At 43.7% G+C, this 19579-nt stretch carries 24 protein-coding genes; 4 read left to right on the forward strand and 20 right to left on the reverse strand.

Annotated elements, in window-relative coordinates:
- Positions 1-14: 14 nt before the first annotated feature.
- The 3 genes from prpC to A587_RS0111650 form a co-directional block, all read right to left on the reverse strand.
- Positions 15-1136 (reverse strand): bifunctional 2-methylcitrate synthase/citrate synthase, encoded by a 1122-nt coding sequence (prpC, locus tag A587_RS0111640; RefSeq protein ID WP_017217742.1) that lies wholly within the window; start codon positions 1134-1136, stop codon positions 15-17.
- A gap of 78 nt (positions 1137-1214) precedes the next feature.
- Positions 1215-2093 carry a methylisocitrate lyase gene (gene prpB / locus A587_RS0111645; RefSeq protein WP_010603812.1) on the reverse strand — a complete coding sequence of 293 codons (879 nt, stop codon included), beginning with the start codon at positions 2091-2093 and terminating at the stop codon, positions 1215-1217.
- Between the two features lie 14 nt (positions 2094-2107).
- Complete coding sequence (locus A587_RS0111650; protein ID WP_026000975.1) at positions 2108-2782, reverse strand: GntR family transcriptional regulator; 675 nt, start codon at positions 2780-2782, stop codon at positions 2108-2110.
- Between the two features lie 246 nt (positions 2783-3028).
- Between A587_RS0111650 and A587_RS0111655 the strand changes: the two genes are divergently transcribed.
- The 3 genes from A587_RS0111655 (at position 3029) to A587_RS0111665 (ending at position 5039) form a co-directional block, all read left to right on the forward strand.
- Positions 3029-3769: a substrate-binding periplasmic protein gene (locus A587_RS0111655; protein ID WP_017217744.1), complete on the forward strand. Its 741-nt coding sequence runs from the start codon at positions 3029-3031 to the stop codon at positions 3767-3769.
- A 19-nt stretch (positions 3770-3788) separates the two neighbouring features.
- The gene (locus A587_RS0111660) at positions 3789-4514 is read left to right on the forward strand and encodes a substrate-binding periplasmic protein (RefSeq protein ID WP_017217745.1); all 726 of its coding nucleotides are present in this window, start codon (positions 3789-3791) and stop codon (positions 4512-4514) included.
- Between the two features lie 177 nt (positions 4515-4691).
- Positions 4692-5039: a RidA family protein gene (locus A587_RS0111665; RefSeq protein WP_017217746.1), complete on the forward strand. Its 348-nt coding sequence runs from the start codon at positions 4692-4694 to the stop codon at positions 5037-5039.
- A gap of 187 nt (positions 5040-5226) precedes the next feature.
- Here the strand turns inward: A587_RS0111665 and A587_RS24015 are convergent, their stop codons facing one another.
- The 3 genes from A587_RS24015 to A587_RS0111685 all read right to left on the reverse strand — a co-directional run bounded on the left by A587_RS24015 (position 5227) and on the right by A587_RS0111685 (position 6917).
- Positions 5227-5661: a hypothetical protein gene (locus A587_RS24015; RefSeq protein WP_017217747.1), complete on the reverse strand. Its 435-nt coding sequence runs from the start codon at positions 5659-5661 to the stop codon at positions 5227-5229.
- A 168-nt stretch (positions 5662-5829) separates the two neighbouring features.
- Positions 5830-6405, reverse strand: a complete 576-nt coding sequence (locus A587_RS0111680; protein WP_232288056.1) for a Crp/Fnr family transcriptional regulator — start codon at positions 6403-6405, stop codon at positions 5830-5832.
- 170 nt (positions 6406-6575) lie between these two features.
- Positions 6576-6917: a zinc ribbon domain-containing protein YjdM gene (locus tag A587_RS0111685; protein ID WP_017217750.1), complete on the reverse strand. Its 342-nt coding sequence runs from the start codon at positions 6915-6917 to the stop codon at positions 6576-6578.
- Positions 6918-7095: 178 nt separating this feature from the next.
- On the opposite strand from A587_RS0111685, the gene A587_RS0111690 reads away from it, so the two are divergent.
- Complete coding sequence (locus A587_RS0111690) at positions 7096-7539, forward strand: hypothetical protein (RefSeq protein ID WP_017217751.1); 444 nt, start codon at positions 7096-7098, stop codon at positions 7537-7539.
- A gap of 152 nt (positions 7540-7691) precedes the next feature.
- Here A587_RS0111690 and A587_RS0111695 read toward each other — a convergent pair whose 3' ends face one another.
- From A587_RS0111695 to A587_RS0111765, 14 genes are all read right to left on the reverse strand, one after another.
- A complete protein-coding gene (locus A587_RS0111695) occupies positions 7692-7901 on the reverse strand; it encodes a cold-shock protein (RefSeq protein WP_010370225.1) in 210 nt (69 codons plus the stop codon).
- Positions 7902-8252: 351 nt separating this feature from the next.
- Entirely contained in the window at positions 8253-9083 is an 831-nt protein-coding gene (locus tag A587_RS0111700) for an alpha/beta fold hydrolase (RefSeq protein ID WP_017217752.1), read from the reverse strand.
- Positions 9084-9195: 112 nt separating this feature from the next.
- Positions 9196-9903: a hypothetical protein gene (locus A587_RS0111705; RefSeq protein WP_010370231.1), complete on the reverse strand. Its 708-nt coding sequence runs from the start codon at positions 9901-9903 to the stop codon at positions 9196-9198.
- The gene (locus A587_RS0111710) at positions 9893-10624 is read right to left on the reverse strand and encodes a hypothetical protein (protein ID WP_017217753.1); all 732 of its coding nucleotides are present in this window, start codon (positions 10622-10624) and stop codon (positions 9893-9895) included. The genes A587_RS0111705 and A587_RS0111710 overlap by 11 nt, the downstream gene beginning before the upstream one ends.
- Entirely contained in the window at positions 10614-10973 is a 360-nt protein-coding gene (locus A587_RS0111715; RefSeq protein WP_010370234.1) for a cupredoxin domain-containing protein, read from the reverse strand. Before A587_RS0111715 ends, A587_RS0111710 begins: the two co-directional genes overlap by 11 nt.
- Complete coding sequence (locus A587_RS0111720; RefSeq protein ID WP_232288057.1) at positions 10960-12246, reverse strand: ATP-binding protein; 1287 nt, start codon at positions 12244-12246, stop codon at positions 10960-10962. Before A587_RS0111720 ends, A587_RS0111715 begins: the two co-directional genes overlap by 14 nt.
- Positions 12247-12290: 44 nt before the next feature.
- Positions 12291-12953, reverse strand: coding sequence for a response regulator (locus tag A587_RS0111725; protein ID WP_010370238.1), 663 nt, complete (start codon positions 12951-12953; stop codon positions 12291-12293).
- Complete coding sequence (locus A587_RS0111730) at positions 12950-13606, reverse strand: tetratricopeptide repeat protein (RefSeq protein ID WP_017217754.1); 657 nt, start codon at positions 13604-13606, stop codon at positions 12950-12952. The genes A587_RS0111725 and A587_RS0111730 overlap by 4 nt, the downstream gene beginning before the upstream one ends.
- Positions 13603-14394: an SDR family oxidoreductase gene (locus tag A587_RS0111735; protein WP_017217755.1), complete on the reverse strand. Its 792-nt coding sequence runs from the start codon at positions 14392-14394 to the stop codon at positions 13603-13605. Before A587_RS0111735 ends, A587_RS0111730 begins: the two co-directional genes overlap by 4 nt.
- On the reverse strand, positions 14394-15077 hold the full coding sequence (locus A587_RS0111740) for a TenA family transcriptional regulator (RefSeq protein ID WP_017217756.1): 684 nt from the start codon (positions 15075-15077) through the stop codon (positions 14394-14396). The genes A587_RS0111735 and A587_RS0111740 overlap by 1 nt, the downstream gene beginning before the upstream one ends.
- Positions 15078-15090: 13 nt before the next feature.
- Positions 15091-16566, reverse strand: coding sequence for an AMP-binding protein (locus tag A587_RS0111745; RefSeq protein WP_017217757.1), 1476 nt, complete (start codon positions 16564-16566; stop codon positions 15091-15093).
- A complete protein-coding gene (locus A587_RS0111750) occupies positions 16559-17197 on the reverse strand; it encodes a thermostable hemolysin (RefSeq protein ID WP_017217758.1) in 639 nt (212 codons plus the stop codon). The genes A587_RS0111745 and A587_RS0111750 overlap by 8 nt, the downstream gene beginning before the upstream one ends.
- 110 nt (positions 17198-17307) lie before the next feature.
- A complete protein-coding gene (locus A587_RS0111755; protein WP_017217759.1) occupies positions 17308-18726 on the reverse strand; it encodes an MFS transporter in 1419 nt (472 codons plus the stop codon).
- A 207-nt stretch (positions 18727-18933) separates the two neighbouring features.
- Positions 18934-19428: a hypothetical protein gene (locus A587_RS0111765; protein ID WP_017217761.1), complete on the reverse strand. Its 495-nt coding sequence runs from the start codon at positions 19426-19428 to the stop codon at positions 18934-18936.
- Between the last annotated feature and the right edge of the window lie 151 nt (positions 19429-19579).

The following is a 19579-nucleotide window of genomic DNA, read 5'->3' on the forward strand; positions in this document are numbered from 1 at the left end:
CGAACAGTGTTCGATTAACGCTCAGAAATGGCAGGAACTGGGCGTAGCTCCTCGCCAGTATATTCCGCCGATGGACGAATGATACGGTTATCTGCGCGCTGCTCCATAACGTGTGCAGCCCAACCTGTTAAGCGTGACATAACAAAGATTGGTGTGAACAATTTAGTCGGGATCTTCATGAAGTTATAAGCTGATGCATGGAAGAAATCGGCATTACAGAATAGTTTTTTCTCGCGCCACATGACTTCTTCACAGCGTACAGATACAGGGTAAAGTACCGTATCACCCACATCTGCCGCTAGTTTTTCAGACCAACGTTTGATGATTTCGTTACGAGGGTCACATTCTGAATAGATAGCGTGACCAAAGCCCATGATCTTCTCTTTACGCTCAAGCATACCCATCATTTCTTGCTCTGCGTGATCCGCAGATTCAAAGCGCTCAATCATTTCCATTGCCGCTTCGTTTGCGCCACCGTGAAGTGGGCCACGTAGAGAGCCAATCGCACCAGTAATACATGAATGCATATCAGAAAGCGTTGACGCACAAACACGCGCTGTAAAGGTTGATGCGTTAAACTCGTGCTCTGCATAAAGAATAAGTGATACGTGCATCACACGCTCATGTAGCTCACTTGGTTTTTCGCCGTGCAATAAGTGTAAGAAATGTGCACCGATTGAATCGTCATCCGTCTCCACATCAATACGAACGCCATCATGGCTAAAGCGATACCAATAACAAATAATGCTTGGAAAACTTGCTAGCATGCGATCGGTTACTTTACCTTGCTCATCAAAGCTTGCTTCACCTTCAAGGTTACCAAGCATTGAACAACCCGTACGTAATACGTCCATTGGGTGTGCATCAGCAGGAATACGTTCTAATACTTCTTTTAATGCCTGCGGTAAACCGCGCATTGCTTTTAGCTCGCTTTTATAAGCGTCTAGTTCAGCTTGATTTGGTAAGTTACCTTTAAGGATAAGGTGAGCCACCTCTTCAAACTGACAATTTTCAGCTAGATCCTTTACATCGTAACCACGATAAGTCAAACCTGAGCCCGACTTACCTACTGTTGATAGTGCTGTTTTTCCTGCTACTTGACCACGAAGGCCCGCGCCACTTAGTACTTTAGCCATATTATTGTCTCCTGAATTTTTTACCTGCTGGGTATTGATATTTTGTGCTGCTGAGTAACCCTCAACAGCTTTAATTTTTTACTTATTTTTACCTTCGGCGAATAATGCATCGAGTTTTTGCTCATAATCGTGATAGCCAAGGTAATCATACAAATCCATTCGGGTTTGCATGGTATCGAGTACCGCTTTCTGGTCTCCATTTTCTAAAATAGACTGGTACACCAGCTCCGCCGCTTTGTTCATCGCTCTGAACGCACTCAATGGGTAAAGCACCATATCTACGCCCCACTCACCCAGCTCAGCTTTGTTCCAAAGTTCTGTCTTACCAAACTCAGTGATATTCGCGAGGATGGGCACATCAAGTGCTTCGCTGAATGCACGATAGTGTTCTTCAGTTTGTACCGCTTCTGCGAAAATACCATCAGCGCCTGCCGCAACATAGGCTTTCGCACGCTCAATTGCCGCTTCTAGCCCTTCTTGTGCAAAAGAATCTGTTCTTGCCATAATGAAGAAGTCAGGGTCGGTGCGCGCATCAACTGCTGCTTTAATACGGTCAACCATTTCTTCGGTTGACACGATTTCTTTATTTGGGCGGTGACCACAGCGCTTTTGCGCTACTTGATCTTCCATATGTACCGCAGCTGCACCTGCTTTTTCCATATCTCGGATGGTTTTTGCAATATTGAATGCGCCGCCCCATCCAGTATCAATGTCGACCATTAAAGGTAGATCACAAGCCGAGGTAATGCGACTTACATCTGCAATTACATCATTTAGAGATGTCATTCCTAAGTCAGGTAAACCATAAGATGCATTAGCAACTCCACCACCAGAAAGATAGATAGCTTGATGACCGATTTTCTTTGCCATCATCGCGCTATATGCGTTGATAGTGCCGACGATTTGAAGCGGTTTATTGGCTTTTAATGCTTCACGAAATTTTTTTCCTGCGCTCATGATGATGCTCTCTCTTAAAAGTGTGATTGATTGCTTGCTAACTTGGTTGCGATATTATTTTTAGAATATTGAATATGTCGACGCATCAGTATTTCTGCCAGTTCAGGATCGCGGTTACTGATCGCACGAACGATATGTTTATGCTCGTCAAATGCCGTGGTGACGCGGGGACCGGCCATCCCTAACTGCACACGATACATACGCACCAAGTGGTACAGTCCATTGACTAGCATAGAGATAAGACTCGCATTTTTACTGCCAAGAATAATGCGGTAATGAAAATCGAGATCGCCCGCTTCTTGATAATAAGAATGTTGGTTTTTGACTTCATCGAATTGACTCGACAACAAACCTTCTAGGTCTTGGATTTCAATATCAGTCATGTGCTGTGCTGCAAGCCTTGCTGCCATACCTTCTAGTGCTTCACGGATCTGATAAAGCTCCATCAACCCTTCCGGTGTGAGGGTAACAACGCGCGCCCCTACGTTAGCTTTACGATCAACTAGGTGACATGACTCCAAGCGGTTAATTGCCTCGCGAACAACCGCTCTGCTGACTTCATACTTTGTCGACAATTCCATTTCGCTGAGCTTAGAACCTGCCGCTATTTCACCTTCTACAATTTCCTTTCGCATACGAAAGAATGCTTTATCAGAAGAAGTAACTGCTTGCTCGTCAAAAAAGCTCATCATTAGTTAACCAGTCTTAGTAATTTAAGTTGTAGACAATATAGTGCTGGTTGACGCGCACGTCAACCAACCAGACTATAAATTGTCGACAATTTATAATATAAGCAGTATTCACCATATTTATAGCTTGTGACAACTAATCAGTCTGGTGTATTTATCTCGATACGGTATCAGGAAAGGATTAATTGCATCGCTTAAAAATCATGCATATTATGAAGATACCTTTACTTTAGCCTGAAGATTACGATGCGGTGTTTTCAAATAGTAATACTTTCCCTGCTGCTAATAACTGGCTTAGCGCAGGCGAAGATCTATACCGTACTGGTCTATCACGGTGCTAATCCTCCTTACTATTTTGAAGAACAGGGAAAACACAAAGGTATTTTTGTCGACATTTTTCAAGAGTTGGCAAAACTGACTTCACACCAATTTGAATTTATGCCGCTCTCTGTCGCCAGAGGACAGCGCTATTTCGACCAAGGTAAAATAGATATTGAACCTGGGATCAATAAAGTATGGCGGGCCGAAGCAGACGTTCCGGGGATTTACAGCATCGACTATGCCTTCTCAACAGAAGTGCTGCTTGGATATCAATCTCGCTGTGTGGGCAAGCATAGGCCTGAGCAGTTTTACGGCACATTGGTCGGCAAAGTAAGAGGATATCGTTACGATAATTTTGAAGCGCACTTAGGAGAAGACAAGATCGTAGTTTATGAAAATGTATCGGAGAAAGAACTGCTAGCACAGCTTGAACATGAGCGTTTAGACTACATCATGATTGGTTCGGTGACAGCAGACTACTATATTTCAAAGCAACCAAAGTATCGCAAATTTCAGTCTTGCTATGAAATCAGCCGATTACCTGTACATATGCGCTTGCAGCCTCATTTAACTGAGTTACAAACGGAAATAAATATCGCCTTGCGACGAATGGTTAATGACGGAAAAATAAAATCCATCTATGCTAAATATAGATTAACGCATTAATGTGTGGAGTTGTTTGGTAATGACGAATGCTGTTGTTGGACGTCTACTACTGTTTATTTTACTGATTAGTCCGTTGCCCTTATGGGCGAAATTACAGGTTGTTACGGAACTTTCTCCACCCAATCAAACCATAGAAAACCACCAAGTTGCAGGCTCAAGTACCGATCTGGTTAAAGCGATTTTAAAAGCGGCTGAACTTGAGGGACAGTTTTCTATTTACCCTTGGGCTAGAGCTTTTAAATTAGCGCAGCATGACAAACATACCTTGATTTATAGCATCGCAAAGACCCCCGCGAGAGAAGACAGCTTTCATTGGATTGGTCCTGTTGCTGTGTTTCATTTAGGGTTTGTTACCAATCGCTATCGTGAAGACATAAAAATCCAATCTCTTGAGGATGCCAAACAATACAAAATAGCAGTTCAGCGTGGTGATATCGCCGAAGGCACACTTAAAGCGCTCGGGTTTAACTTTATTCAAACCAGCGACATCGAAAAGTCATATGAGTTACTCGTCGCAAATCGCGTTGATTTAGTGATTGATGACCCACGTTATATCAAAACCATGGCCACGGAGCTTAACCTTCCTGCCGACCACTTTACCTTTTTATACGATGTGGAAGCACTCTCGGTAAAAGGTTACCTTGCAACGAACAACCAATTACCAGCCGACATTGTCGAACGATTACGTATTGCGTTTGCGAAAGTAAGTAAAACAGAAACTTATCGTAAGGTATTGGAACTCTAGCTAAACCCAATTGCTTTAATTCAAAATTCTCCCACGTATATTGGTTTGTATGGGTAGTAATTAATCGCCGCTACTTTTCATCAAAACCAGTACCAAGTATGTAGCTCATCTTATTAAAAAAAGATAACATTTCAGCCTAAACCTGCCGATTACAGTAACGATTAGAAAGGAAAAACAGTGGTTGAACGAATTGACACCAAACAACGAATGAGCCGCATTGTAAAACACAATGGTACTATTTATTTATGTGGCCAAGTCTGTAAAGACGCCGAGCAAGGAATTAAAGAACAAACTGAATCCATGCTTGAGAAAGTTGATGAGCTACTTATTCAAGCAGGGAGCGACCGCAAACACATTCTTTCTGCGACAATTTATATTAAAGACATGAAGTATTTTGCAGAAATGAACGAGGTTTGGGATGCATGGGTGCCTGAAGGTTATGCACCAGCTCGCGCTTGTGTAGAAGCGAGCATGGCTCGTGATGCATTACTTGTTGAGATTTCGGTGGTCGCTGCAGAAATCTAGCCTAAAAACCTTAGTGAGTAAGTGCATTTTGTACAGTACTTACTCTTAGCTCGCCAGATATGATGAGCGCCTTATTTGTGAGACCTTGGGTTGCAACGCTTTTTGAGCCTAGCTGATACTTGGTCCAAGCTCAAAAAGCGAGATAAAATAAAGTCGGTTGAATGGTTTTGTCGTGTCTCTATGGCGACTAGCCAAGTATTAGCAATAATCCAAAAACCAACACTGTACAGGCGGTTAGTGACAATAGCGACCCACTACCTACCATAATCTTAACTATGGATTCGGTTGTAATATTTGCTGAAAATCCAGCTCCTGCGATTGGCAGCGCTTTGCTTGCCCCCGTTATAGATGCAATTGTTATCCCCAGCCAAATAAGTATGAATCCCAATACCGAACCATAAGCCACGAAAACTTCAAAAAATAAAGGCAGCTCAACTAAAGACCAAATAATGCCAAAGATAGTCAGAGCCAAGCCACACTGAACAGCAGTCAAGTGACCAGAGAGCGCCATCCTAGAGTTTTTCACTGTTGGTATCAATGCACCTTGTACTAAACCTATAAGGAAAAAGGTAATGCCAATAAAGATAAGTTCTGCGCCCAGCGATGTAAGCTCTATCATCATATTCCCCGTCCATGCTTAACGCTAGGCTCAGCAACACGATTAACCTTCAAGATGCTATCAGTAGGAAGCGGGGTGATTTGGTCATTTTGACAATTAAATTTTTGCACGATATTCATTGTTATTCTCCATTAAAAAACTCATGGTAAACAACGAAATATCAAAACTCATTCACCTAGATTCATTTTTTAATTTACTCAATGTTTGGGGAGCAACACCGAGATAAGAGGCTATATGATAGGATTTAACTTGCTTAAATATGAAAGGGTATTCGTCAAGTAAACGATCATACCGTTGCGCAGCAGTCTCAGACATGAGAGAAAGGACTCGTTTGTATGTTGCAGCATAATAAGTGCTATGTATCCATACTTTCGTCAAAACCTCCCATTTTTTGTCTTGCGATATGAACTTATCCAGCGCTTCTAACGATGTGACATAAAAAACCGAATCTTCAAGAACTTCAAAGTTGAGCATCGAGCCTTTTTTTTCGTAAAAACTTACACTATCATCCATAAAGTGGTTCAAACCATGTTTACTTTTTCCGCGAAAATAAAGCTGCCACGTATGCTCTTTACCATTCACATCAATAAAATATGATCTTGCTAAACCACTTTTAATAAACCAGATTTCACTAAACACTTCGCCTGCATGATGTAACGTCGTTCCTTTTTTAACATGTTTCATGTCAAATATTCCGCAAGCACTAGCCCACTCATCATCATGAACAGGAACATATTTCTCAATCATTTTCCTGAAGTATTTCATAGGACCATCACTAATTTTTTCCTTCCAAAGATGCCGCCTAAGCGGTTAATTCTGCAGAGGAAACTAGCTATGGCTACTCCCCTTAAAAGACAAATCAGTCTAATAGAAGTGGAGCAACTTTAAAACTCCATAACCTCTGAACACTTATCCACTTAAGTATTCGCTTTCTTCACAAACTTCGCCGTAACCATCATTTCGCCAACGCCATCAACCTTGCAGTCAAGTTCGTGGTCTTTTTTATCGAGCACGCGCCTTACCAAGGCCTTAGTGCCAATCTTAATGACTTGAGAGCTGCCTTTGATTTTTAAATCTTTAATCACAGTGACTTTATCGCCATCGGCCAATAATGTGCCATTGGCATCTTTTACTTGAATGTCGTCCTCGGTAGCAGTCGCGTTTGGATCCCATTCGTAAGCACATTCAGGGCATATTAGCTGACTTTGATCTTGATAAACATATTCAGAATTACACTTGGGGCAAGCAGGTAAAGACATAATTAACCGTATCACTTTTAAGACTGTGTATCATGGGCATATGATACTGTAAAAGTAAGTTGAGCGTCCTCTATATTCTTCTTTAACTCGCTATTGATTTAAGAACAGCTACCCAAAATGTTGCGGCACGACAATTGCTTAGCTATTAATCTGCATTTCATCATATAAAGGATTACCTATGCTTGTTAGTCAAACCCAAAGGGTTGGATCTCCAACTGTTTATAACAGCTATAGCCAGAATCAACCAAAAGAGGCTGAAGCAGTACAGAGAGACCCCCAAGTCTCCATTAGCCAAACCGCAAACAATGCCGAACATAGTTGGCAAAATATTGCCTCCAAATACAACGTTCACAACATTTCAGCGACAGAAGTACGAGCTATGTCCCAAGAGCTATTCGAGGGAGGATTTATTGATTCAGGCCAGATGATGGCTATCGGCGCACCGATATCAATGACTGAAAACACTCACGAAAAGATCAATTTGCTTGGTGATATGAAGCGTACATTTGAAATTTCAGCAGCCAGCGGCGGGCTCAACAAAACATCGCGAAAAATTTATGCTTCGGCGTTCAATACCCTTGAACAGCTCGCCAAGGCACATAGAAATACTATACCAACTTGAGGGGTTAAATCTGTCTAGCCGTTTTATACCAATTTGCCTTAAGACTTGCCCAACTTGAGGGAGCAAATAGCAAAATTTTAGCGAAGCTAATATGTTATTTCAGGCACAAAAAAAGCAAGCCTTAGCTTGCTTTTTCTTCATCAATTAAGCGATTAAAGCTTAACGATTTTCTCAGCTTGAGGACCTTTCTGGCCGTCAGTAACTGTGAACTCTACTCTGTCGCCTTCAGCTAGGGTACGGAAACCGTCACCTGTAATTGCGCTGAAGTGTGCGAACACGTCAGGGCCATTTTCTTGAGCGATGAAACCAAAACCTTTAGACTCGTTAAACCACTTAACGGTACCTGTAAGAGTGTTAGACATAATACTAATCCTGATATAAAAACAAAAACCAATGCTGCGCATTGATGAGCTATGCCCATGTGGGCGCATAGACCTAAATTTGTAGAGTGGATAAAACTTCAGGACGGTACTACTACAAGCAAACACTTATACAACAACGTAATGGAGATTTTAAAACACTGACTCAAATTCTGTCTATGAACATCATATAGGGATTCCGCCCTAAGTCAATGTATTTTTAATCATCAATATGACTTGCTAATGACAAATATCAATATTTTTTTGGCGGCTTTTTCAACACCCTATTTTTTAAACACATTATTCCCCTAACCCTGTGTAAATAATAGAGATTGCAATAAAATATTCATAAAGCTAGAGAGGCCTTTTTGACTCTAATTCCCGAATTAATTGCACCACTTGCTCGACGACCACTTGCGGGGCATTCATAGGTACGGTGTGGTCGCTTCCCTCGGCAATAATTAGCTCAGAATCACAATGTGACGCCAACGCTTCTTGTCCTTCTCGCCATGCTTTAACATCGCGCTGAGTTGGATCAAATGGTCTTTGGGCAACGATAACACGACACGGAATATGCTCAGGTGCTTGGTGCGCCCGAATACTCGCAACGGTTTCACTTAGCGCTTGAGTTTCCCGGCGCAGAGCTTCACCGAAGGTGTTTTCTGGCAGAGTACTCAAGGGTTTAAGTAGCTTATCCTGCGCTAAGGCGTGGGTTTTATCGATGAAGTAAACGGTCACAGGGTCAACATACAACAAGCCTGCAACTTGCTCTGGATAATAGGTGATGTAGTTTTGCATTACATAGTATGCGTATGAATGACCGACATAAATAAATGGCGGCCGAATATCAAGCGTTCTCAACACTTCACGAAGATTACGATTATCCGTATCAATACTATAGGCTCTGCGGCTAAGCTCGCTTTTGCCATAACCTTCACGGTTATAGGCCACCAATGCATTGGGTACTTGCTGCGCGAGACCCATCATTACTGGTGTCCAATAAATTGCAGGCGCTGCAGAACCACTTTCAAAAACAACGGCAGGTTCATTGCCCGCAACATGATAAACCTGCAAAGATACTTTGTTCGCAACCACGATGTGCTCTTGAATATCGCGTTCAAGCGCAATCTGTGCATAAGCACAATTAACGAACAACAACCCCAATAAAGTTAGCGTGCGATACATATCGTTTCCTTGATATCTATAGTTCGACTCTAAAGTTAGCAGCTAGATGCAGCATAAGCTAATGACATTTTTGCTGCATCACCCCTTTATTTAAACAAAGTAAAAGCGGCGCTTAAAACTCAAATTCCAATGCGAGCCTAAAGCTATGATCTTTGCCAGATTGGCTGATCTCCGAAATAAAACCCGCTTCCCATTTCAGCTGTTTTTGACCTTCAAATCGATGCAGTCCGATAAACCCTGGGCCAACACCAAAAAAGTCTTCTCCGACATAGACTTCAATTGCTGGCTGAAAAGCACTATACAAGCGGTAGCGCAGTTGTGCTCTAAACTCAGATTCCCATTCATCCTCAATGTCCTTACCCCACTCCCTCACCAAAAATGCATTCATGGTAAGGCTCGTGCGGCCAAATTCCTTCTCAAATAAAAACCCTGCGGTAGCTTCATAGGCATCGAATTTATGGCGTTTTTCAAGCTCGAACAACATGCCTATATCCGCCCAGTAGCGCCCTTGCTCTACAAATTGCCACCGCGACTCTAACTCGTAAGCCGCCAAGTCAAAGTTGCCCTCATCGTCACGCTCACCTATCGCGTAACCTTCGATGGTCATTGTTTCAGTGAGACTCCAACCAAGCCCTAAACGCTGTGCCAGCACGTTCCCTTGCTCGGTTTGGCGAGATAGTAGTCGCCACTCCAACTCACGCTCAAGCGGCATCACATAAGGATGATAAACTTTGTCCACCACCATACCATCCGCTTTTGCACTAAATGCCACCACCCCAAAAAAACTCACCAGCAACGCGAGTAAAACATTATTTCGCATGCGCTGTTCTCCAATATGTACATCCCAAGAACGTAATCAACGCGCCTCCAAACCCTGCAAGCGTCGCAGCATTTGGTGTTGCCTCATACCCCACTAATACTCTTAGCACTCGACCAACAACACTGTGTTCGTCCACAATTTGTCGCAAGTCTATTTCAAGTCTGGCGGCACTAATTAAGTCCACTTGAAGCGCCAAGTCCAATGCAATCGACACCTTACTCGCACCGTGTAAAGCCAATAACAACAGCAACAACCAAGGTAAATGCTTACTCTTTAACCAATCAAGGAAAAAGAAGAGTAGAATAGAAAAGCTCAAACAGATCCCCACACCAAGTGAGGTGCCAATAGCGAGGGTTTGACCATCCGCTGGCTTCGAATAAGAGAACGCAAAGCTTGCCAAATGGTGCAAGTACAATACCACTGCTAGTCCAAAGGCCAAGGCAGCAAGGGCCGTATGTCCGGTGCGTTTTGTTGCAATCATTAAGCAAAATAAACTGAGTAGCAGTCCTATTTGCAATAACTCGAACCCGCGATAATCAAAACTCGAGGCTATTTCTCCACCCAAAAACCATATGCCAAAACAGCCGACTAGCCCCGCACTCAACGCGATGAGTGTCGTTTTAAGTGGTAAAGCAGCATTGGTACATTGTGCTAATAGTACCCAAAGTACAGTTACTGGTAATAATTGGTTCACGCTCACTACCACCGCATTAAGAAGCATTTGTTGGCTCCTTCACGATAACGATACCTTGTGCTGTATTTGGTGAAAACTCACCAAAAAAGCTATATTCACCAGGTGCTAGCGGGCCGATATAAATCACACTTTTACGGTTCGGAAAAAGCACTTTTTCACGATTAAGATCAAAACTGTCAAACTCTTCAACCTGAGGGTCTTGATTTTCGATGATGAGCTTTACTTTACGATTTGCAGGCACCTCAACTTGTGCTGGAGTAAATAAATGATTTTTAAGAATAATGGTATAACTTTCTTCCGCCCACAAGGCGAAACTACAGGTCGCCAAAGGCAAACCAAGCGCGAAAGACAGCGAAGAGACCTTAGTCCTTAGCATCCAGCCCCCTCGGTAAATTTACACAAACTCTAAGCCCACCTAAATGACTGCGAGCAAAAGAGATATCTGCGTGATAAATTGCAATTATATGATTGACTATCGCCATTCCTAAACCTGCCCCTTTTTCCCCTGAAGGGTGTTTATCTCCACCAACGCGATAAAACCTGTCAAAAATTCGCTCTATTTCCGCATCCGACATACCACAACCCGAATCATCAATTTGCCATACAACCCGCTGCGCATGCTGCTGAATTTTTACTTCTATGTCACCTTCAATTGGCGTGTATTTAATCGCATTACCAATTAGATTAGAAAATAATGTGGTTAATGTGAACTCACAGCCCTCTATGGTCGCTTCTGATGCTTCTAAGCTGATATTTTGTGATTTTTGTTCGATTCTCGGGTAACAGTTAGCAATCAAGTCTTGAGTTAATGCCACTAGGTCTTGCTGCGCAAATTGCTTATGCCACAGTTCCGGCTCTGTACGCGCTAACGTCAGCATTTGTTCAACCACATGGTTTAGCTGCTCAAGCCCTTTTGACATAGCAGTGGCACTGGGATGCTTAGTATCGTGCGTTAAATTATGCAGATGGATTTTTAAGCTTGCGATCGGCGTTTTTAACTCATGCGCGGCATCGGAAGCAAAATAACGCTCTTTAAGATATGCGACTTCAACTTTTTGAAAGAGGTCATTTAACGTCGCGATAACGATTGCCACTTCCGCTTTGTCGCTTTGCACTGCCAGCTGAGTAAAGTCTTTGGGGTTACGCCGTCTAAGCTCTTTAGAAAGATCTCGTAAAGGCTTTAACGCCGTATAAATAATCCATGCAATAAACACCGCAAGAAACGGCATGATCACCACCAGCGGCGTCATTGCAGATACAATCATGCCTTCAGCAAGGGCAAAACGCTTTTGTACCGGCTCTGCTACCAGTATTTGCCTTTCACCGAACGCTTCGCTGAAGGTTCTGAGTCTAGTCGCCCCCACATTTTGAGTGCTAAACCCAGCATCATAATTAAGCTTGTTCTTGTACTTAGCAAGTAGCTCACTGCCCGCAACAACTTGATTGTGCTCAAGGACTAAAAAGTAAAATGCGTTGTTACTCGCACCACTGGGCAGGGTAGTCGCAGTAACTTGAGTATTAACGAGTGTTGCGATGGACTCTAAATGGCTGTCTAATTGTGCTTGTGCCATCGCCATGCTGGAATGATAACCCCGTAGCAGCGCCATGGATGCAGTCAGCACCAAAGCTGACACTAAAATTAGGGTCAACTTTCTCGTTATGGAAGCACCTCCAAGCGAGCTTCTCGTGCCCACTAAGCCCCCTTGCCAACCACATAGCCAATGCCACGCAGCGTTTTGATAAATCCATCGGGCATTTTCTTACGGAGGTGATGAATATGTACCTCAATAGCATTAGAGCCTAAGGCTTCTCCCCAATCATAAAGCTTAGATTCTAACTGAGTTTTAGACAGCACACGGCCGCTGTTTTCCATCAACGCCTTGAGTAACATATATTCTTTACGAGGTAATTCTTGAGCACTACCACTTACAAGCACCTCGTGACTGGCGAGATCTAACACGACATCGTTGCAGCTCAAGGTGCTGCTCACTTGTTTGGTGAAGCGTCGACCAATCACCCGCAAACGCGCAAACAGTTCTTTTGGCTCAAACGGCTTAGCCAAATAGTCATCAGCCCCTAAATCCAGCCCTGCAATTTTATCATCAAGACTATTTCTTGCCGTTAGAATGAGCACAGCGGTTTGCGATTTGGTTTTTTTCAGCGCCTTGAGTACCGCCAAACCGTCTCCGTCAGGTAGACCTAGGTCAAGCACCACCAGCTCAAATTCCCCAGATTCAACAAAACTGATTGCTTGTCTTTGCGTCGGCGCATGCTCGATGGCATACCCTTCTTTTTTGAGTGATGCGATGAGCCCCTGTGCCAGTAGCTCATCGTCTTCTACGAGTAATAGCCTCATTTATTCCTTCTTTTTAGCTTTTTTTCGACTTTCGCCAGTAGCTGTGCCACTTCCTCTTGACGGTATTCATCTGCTTTTTCTCTACCTGGACGGCTTGGCGCATTCTGCGCTTTTTTCAAGTGTGCAAGTGCGGCACTATAATCACGTTCGTCATATAAAAACTGTGCATAGAAATAGTTTACATCAATTCCTGCCGGATTGATCGCTAATGATTCTTGGAACAACTTTTTCGCCTTTTTATCGCTGCCAAACCCAATTGGCCAGCCAGGGACCTGAGCATAGAGCGTGCCCAAGCTCGTTAATGCAGAACCAGACAGTGCGTTTTTATCAAGTTCAATGGCTTTTTCGAATGAGGCTTTCGCTTCTTTGGCAAGACCAAGCGCCCCCAAGCCACCTTTCGCTCCAGCAAAGCTCGACTGCACAATACCACGCCAGATGTAAGCTTCTGCACGATCTGGATATTGTTCAACAAATGCCACGCACTGCTTAACCAACTCTTCAAATGCTTTTTCTTGGGCATCGCCCTCGGTTTCATAATTTACCATTGCCCATTTAGTTTGGACTTGGCTAAGATCATCGTCAAATGCTGCCCAAGCACCTTGACTGAATACCAGTAATGTTGCTGAAGCTAACAAGGTTTTTAGTGCGTTCATCGTAATGACTCCTTAGTGGAAAAAATGGTTTGGATGGTTTTCACTTTTTTGATTAATGCGTTATCAACAAGCTCTGGTAACAAGCCATTGAGTCTCGCAAAAAATCTTTCAGGAAAACCTATGCCAGCACGTTTGGTGTTGCTATGGAGCAATTTCATAAAGGCTTGTGCGACGACCTCTGGCGAGTCCATCTGATTGCCTAGTGCATGGTTTACAGCTGTCGCGCGATCGTCATTCATTTCCGTTGTGGTTGCGCGTGGCGCGAGATATTTAACCACTACTTGGTTATCGAGTTCCCGCGTCAGTGCCTCTGTAAAACCACGCAGACCGAACTTGCTAGCGCAATAACTGCTTTGATATGGAAAGCCGATAGCACCAAACGCTGAACCTACGTTAACTATGGTGCCATGGCTTGAGATCAGTTGTGGTAAACAGGCTTGACTAACTAGCATGGGCGCCAATAAATTCGTCTCCATCTGCTTTTTCAAGTCAGTTGGTAAAATTTCAACAAACCCAGCCATGGTATTAATGCCGGCGTTGTTGACGAGTAAGTCAACCCCACCCATAGTCGCCGCTTTTCTCGCGATTTGTGTCGCAGCATCCTCAGCGGTGATATCTAAAGCAAGATAATCGTGTTCTCCCGGTAACCCCGCTATCACCTGCTTTAATTTTTCGCTGTCTCGGCCAATTAGCAAACAACGCCAATTATGCATGGCCAACTGTTTACTAATGGCCCGGCCGATCCCCCGAGATGCCCCAGTGATAACGGCAAGTTTTGTTGCTTTCATCAGCTTACCTCCGCAAATTCGACACCTGCAGGCACCGCTTCAATGTTGCGGAATATGTCGCCATACAAACGATAAAACTGTTTAGCGCTGTGAATAATGATCGCTTGCTCTTTTTCACAGCTGATCTTGTTCATCAACCCTGCAAAAAAGTCAATATGCTCAACATCTAACGCGCCATGAGACGTTAAATAGGAAAATGCGCTACGAGGCAGACCAAGTTTATTCGCAATTTGACGAGCAGCGTCATCGGCAAGCGCGATGGACGTGCCCTCAAGCACATTAACCATGCCAAAAAAGCTCAATGGGTGTTTACGAGTGATACTGTCGTAGGCGTAAGACACCATCATTTCAGTTGCGAAGCTTGGCATGCTATGACGTATTACTTCTTTATCCACACCACAGGCGGCAATATCATTAAGGATCCACTCTTGGTGTCCCATTTCTTCTTCGATGTAATGCCCTATCGCTTCTCGCAACCACTCTTTACTATCATCTAGTCGTGCACCACACGCCATAAGGAGTGGTACTGTGTGCTTTACGTGATGAAACGCCTGCTGTAAAAATGAAACATATTGGCCTTTGGTGATCTGACCATGAAAAACATCATGAATAATTGGTGCGCTTAGAAGATATTGTCGCGCTTGTTCCGTTTCTGATTGTAGGGTTTGGTAAAAGTTGCTCATTGTCGTTTTCCTTTTAAACCGAAGCCACGGGCTCTGCCGCTTCGTATTGATTCTGGGAGTAAAGCGCTGAAATTTGCTGCGCGAAATTAGCTAAAATCACGTCGCGTTTAGGTCTACCGTTCGCGGTAAGCATGCCGTTACCTACTGAAAAGGCTTCATTTACGCGCACATAACTTTTTATTTTTGCGTAATCAGGGAGTTGCTGGTTGGCAAGCTCAATGGCATTATCAATCACAGCTGCTGTTAGTTGTGTCGGGGTATAAATAAGCGCCGTTAAAAATGGCTTGCCATCACCCACCACAACGCATTGCAGTAAAGGTACATAGGCAAGCAAAACGGACTCCGGCCACTCAGGAGAAATATTGCGTCCAAAGCTATTGATCAGAACATTTTTTAGCCGGCCTTCGATGACAAAATGCGGCTCACGCTTCGACACTCTATCGCCGGTTTTTAACCACGCATCTTGGGCTATCGCTTCACCACCTAAGTAACCTAAAAAGTTATTCCCTTTGATCTCTAACTCACCTGCCACAATACGTGCCTGAATATGAGGCAGTAACTTACCAACGCTGCCATCTTGCTCACCAGTATTCAGTGCAACAACAGACCCCGACTCGGAAAGCCCATACCCTTGAAACACAGGTAAGCCCAGCTGCTTAGCTTGCTGTAACAGTTCAGTGTCAACTTTAGCGCCACCGACCGCAATAAAGCGTAAACTTGCAGGGGGTTGCCACCCTTGCTGTGCAGCGCTTATCAGGCAACGCAGTAGCTCAGGCACTAAAATTAAGCTATTTGGTTGTACTTCACTTATCTTTTGCAGCAACTTTTGTGGATATAGCAACTGGCTGCCCGAAAAGCCTAGCGACGCAAGTTCGGTTACCTCAACCATGCCACCACTCAGTAGCGGCGCATACACACCCGCGATGTTTTCTAGCAACACAGGTAGCGGCAATAAACATAAGTGCTTAGGGCGATGAAGTGCGATGGTTTCGCATAAACTACTCGCCACGACAAGCTGGTTTTCAAACGACAGACATACGCCTTTTGGTGCGCCTGTTGAACCAGAGGTATAAGTGATCTTTTGCGTTTTAGGAAAATAGGCTCCCGTGCTTTCACACCTAGTTTGATATACATAGATCGCTTGACCATAGGCATCCAACACCGAAAATTCAGCGCTATTTTCAAGCTTGGTATCGCTGATCAACCAGTTTGCTTTTGACTGCTCAAGGGTGTGTTCAACTTGCGCTGTGGTAAAGAAATGAGGTACTGGAATAGACACTTTATTCGCTTGTAATAGTGCAAAATCTACCAATAACCAAGCAATAGAGTTGTCTAACGAAACCGCAACACTCTCACCACTCATCACAATAAAGCGCTCAGCCAATGCTTGCGTGTAAGACTTTACCTCAGCAAAAGTGAGACAAGTTTGCCCTTGCTGTAAAATCACATCACTGTCTTGATGTGGCAGTTTTTTTAAGAAATCACACATATAAAAATGCCTCTTTTAAGCTCGCAATTTCCACCTCGAGCCCTTGTAGTAAGTGTTGATACATTTCGGTGTTTGTGATCACCTGCTGGGCTTGATGTAAATCTACCGAACAAACCATCGGAGCACATTGGTAATAGCTGCCATAATCTTTGGCTGAAGCGATAGTGCCGTGTGCTAAAGAAATCTTGTTAACCTCGACTTGGCATAACTTCATCAATGCACGCACTTGTTTGGTTGCCGTAAACACCAAGTAGCGGATGTCACTCTCAAGCAGTGCTTGAGTCAGTACAATAAAGTGGCTTAACGTTGCCATTCGGCCTGTTGAGAACAAATTGCCAAGTTCTGCGATATGATTACGCTCTGAAACCGTTGAGAGGCACTGCTCTACCGGACGATTAAGATACTGCTCGACAAATAATGCGTCTTTAGCTGCAAATCTAAGACCTAAAAAGCAATCGCTTTGACGGTAGTTTAAATGGCTTAAAAGGGGATAATACTCATGAATGTCAGCGCCAAAAGCATGGGCAAAACCACTGTGGATAGCGTGCTCCAATTCAACGCGCGCGCCGCAAGTCTTGTTTGCCCATCTAAGACGACTTTGTGAGTTTGTTGCTTGTAGTGCTTCACCCATCGTTTTCACACCTTTCCTGTTCTGATGTAAAAACTTTAAAAAGCGAAAATTAAGAAAACCTTAAGTTTGAAAAAAGAACGAAAAAATTTTTCGTGATACGCATTCTACTTTTAAAACGCTTGCTTTCGGCTAATCACAAATACGGCAACGAGCGCAACCAAAATAAACAGTGCAGCGAGTAAAAAGGTCAGTGAAAATGCCATATTAAGCTGTGCAAGGCTTGCCAAAGCCGCACTCTTTACCTGCAACAACACGCTAAATACACCACCAAGTAATGAGGCTCCGGTCATTAGCCCTAAGTTTTTACATAAATTAATGAGCCCAGATCCCATACCCTTTTCTTTTTCGGCTACTGTCGTCATCACAAAGGTATGGTGAGCCGCTAGAAACAACTGCCTTCCAGGAGTTAACACAAATAACGCCACAACATAGCCATAAAGTCCAAATAATGAAGGTAGGATTGCAAAGCTAATTGTCCCAATGAGGATCATCAGCAAGCCCAAAAACATAGCAAACGCGATACCAAAATGATCAACCACCTCGCCTGATGGATAACCTGCGACAGCAGCAATACAAGGCCCGATAGATACAATAAGACCAACCGTGACCGGGCTCAGCCCTAACGCATAAGTAAGATAAAAAGGCCCGACAACTAATGTCGCCATTGCGATGGCGTCAACTATAAAGCTCACGATTAACGAGGCATTGCGTAGCTTGTGTTTCAGAAAAGCCAAACTCACAAGTGGAAATTGAGCACGCTTTTGGCTTTGTACAAAACAGTAGATAAAAGTCACTGAAAATAAGAAAAATACGCTATGCAAGACAAGACTAAACGAACTACTCGATGGCATAGCCAACACATAAAATAGGCATGACGCCGACAGCCACACGCTTCCAATAACATCAAAACGCTGCGGCTCAGGTGGATTTGCAACATCATCAGGCAGAAATCTTGCAATTAAAAAGTTAGCTGCGCCACCAAGCAATATCATCAACCAAAAAGTGAACTGCCATGATAACCACTCTAGCATTGCGCCACTTAGCAATGGCCCCAGTGCCGTGCCAATCGCAGCGGTAGTACCGAGTAGCCCCATTGCAAGTCCAACTTTACGCTTTGGCATCGCAACGCTTGCCAGCGCAAACACTTGGGATAATAACAGCGCAGCGCCAATACCTTGGAACAGCCTAGCAGCAATCAGCATCCAAAGATTTATGCTCAGCGCTGCGACAATGGAGCCCACACAGAAGACGCTAATTCCAATGCGCAGCGCCCTTTTTCGGCCAACGCTATCTCCAACAGCGCCAGCACCAAGAATAAACGCGGTAAGCGACAGTAAATATGCCACAACGACCCAATTCACCAATGCCTGCCCCACGCCAAACTCCTCAGCAAGTGTTGGCAACAAGACATTGATACTACTCATGCCAAGCGTAGGCAAAATGAGTACCACAGCCAAGCTGAACAACACCCGCTTTTGTCTGGCTCCTAGAGCAGTTTGATCCTCTGCATTTACCGTATCTTCTAACATGCGTTACCACTCCTACCATTGCGCCATATTAACAAGTGGTGACTGTACTACTTCAAGTGAACTTGAGGTCAAGTGTGTGGTTAGGTTTGAAGCTTGATTGGATTAACAGCAAAGCCTTAGATAGTTTTAGCGAATCGAAAGCCAGTAACTTAACGTGCCGAGCAGCGGTGATTGGCTCTACGGCGCCGCACTTTGATTATTAGATCCCTAATACCTTGTCGCTATGTTATTTATCACATTTTGAAACTGTAATTGTTGTCCAAAAACCTCTATTTTATGAATTACTTGCGCTTCAAGAACAAACACTATCCCGTGTGCTTCCTCTTTGTTGTAACTACTAAATATCGTAATTTCTTGAATAGATTTTTGTTGAACATTCTGTAGTTGATAGGTGCTTGCGACCTCTTCTGAAAGTACCTGAAGCCAAGCTGGCAACTTCATTCTTGAATCGACCTCAAACAAACTCCGTACAAATTCATGTTCATGCCCAGATAAATCAACAGCAGGTATAAACCTTTGCGGGTCTAAAGTTTCGTGAAGTAGTTTACTGTCTTTAAACGTCAACACTAACGTTTCAGACACATGCGAAATAGTGATAGGAGAGTCGACCTTTAACTTGACGACCTTCGATAAGATAAGCTCTTGAGCGCTAACCTGCATGCCCCAAAGCAATAGAAAAGTTGCAAATATCATCCTTATCATGCGTTGTTCCTTTCAATTTATTTTATGCGAGTACCGCAAAGCGATTTAGCCTTCAGAGATCTCCTTGCAAGCAACTCGCTTTTGATTGCATAAACGGCAAATAGCCTAGCCTAGAGCACGTAAATTAACTTTACCTTAATGCTGTTACCTT

The sequence above is a fragment of the Pseudoalteromonas sp. NJ631 genome (genome assembly GCF_000276645.1).
GTDB lineage: Bacteria > Pseudomonadota > Gammaproteobacteria > Enterobacterales > Alteromonadaceae > Pseudoalteromonas > Pseudoalteromonas piscicida.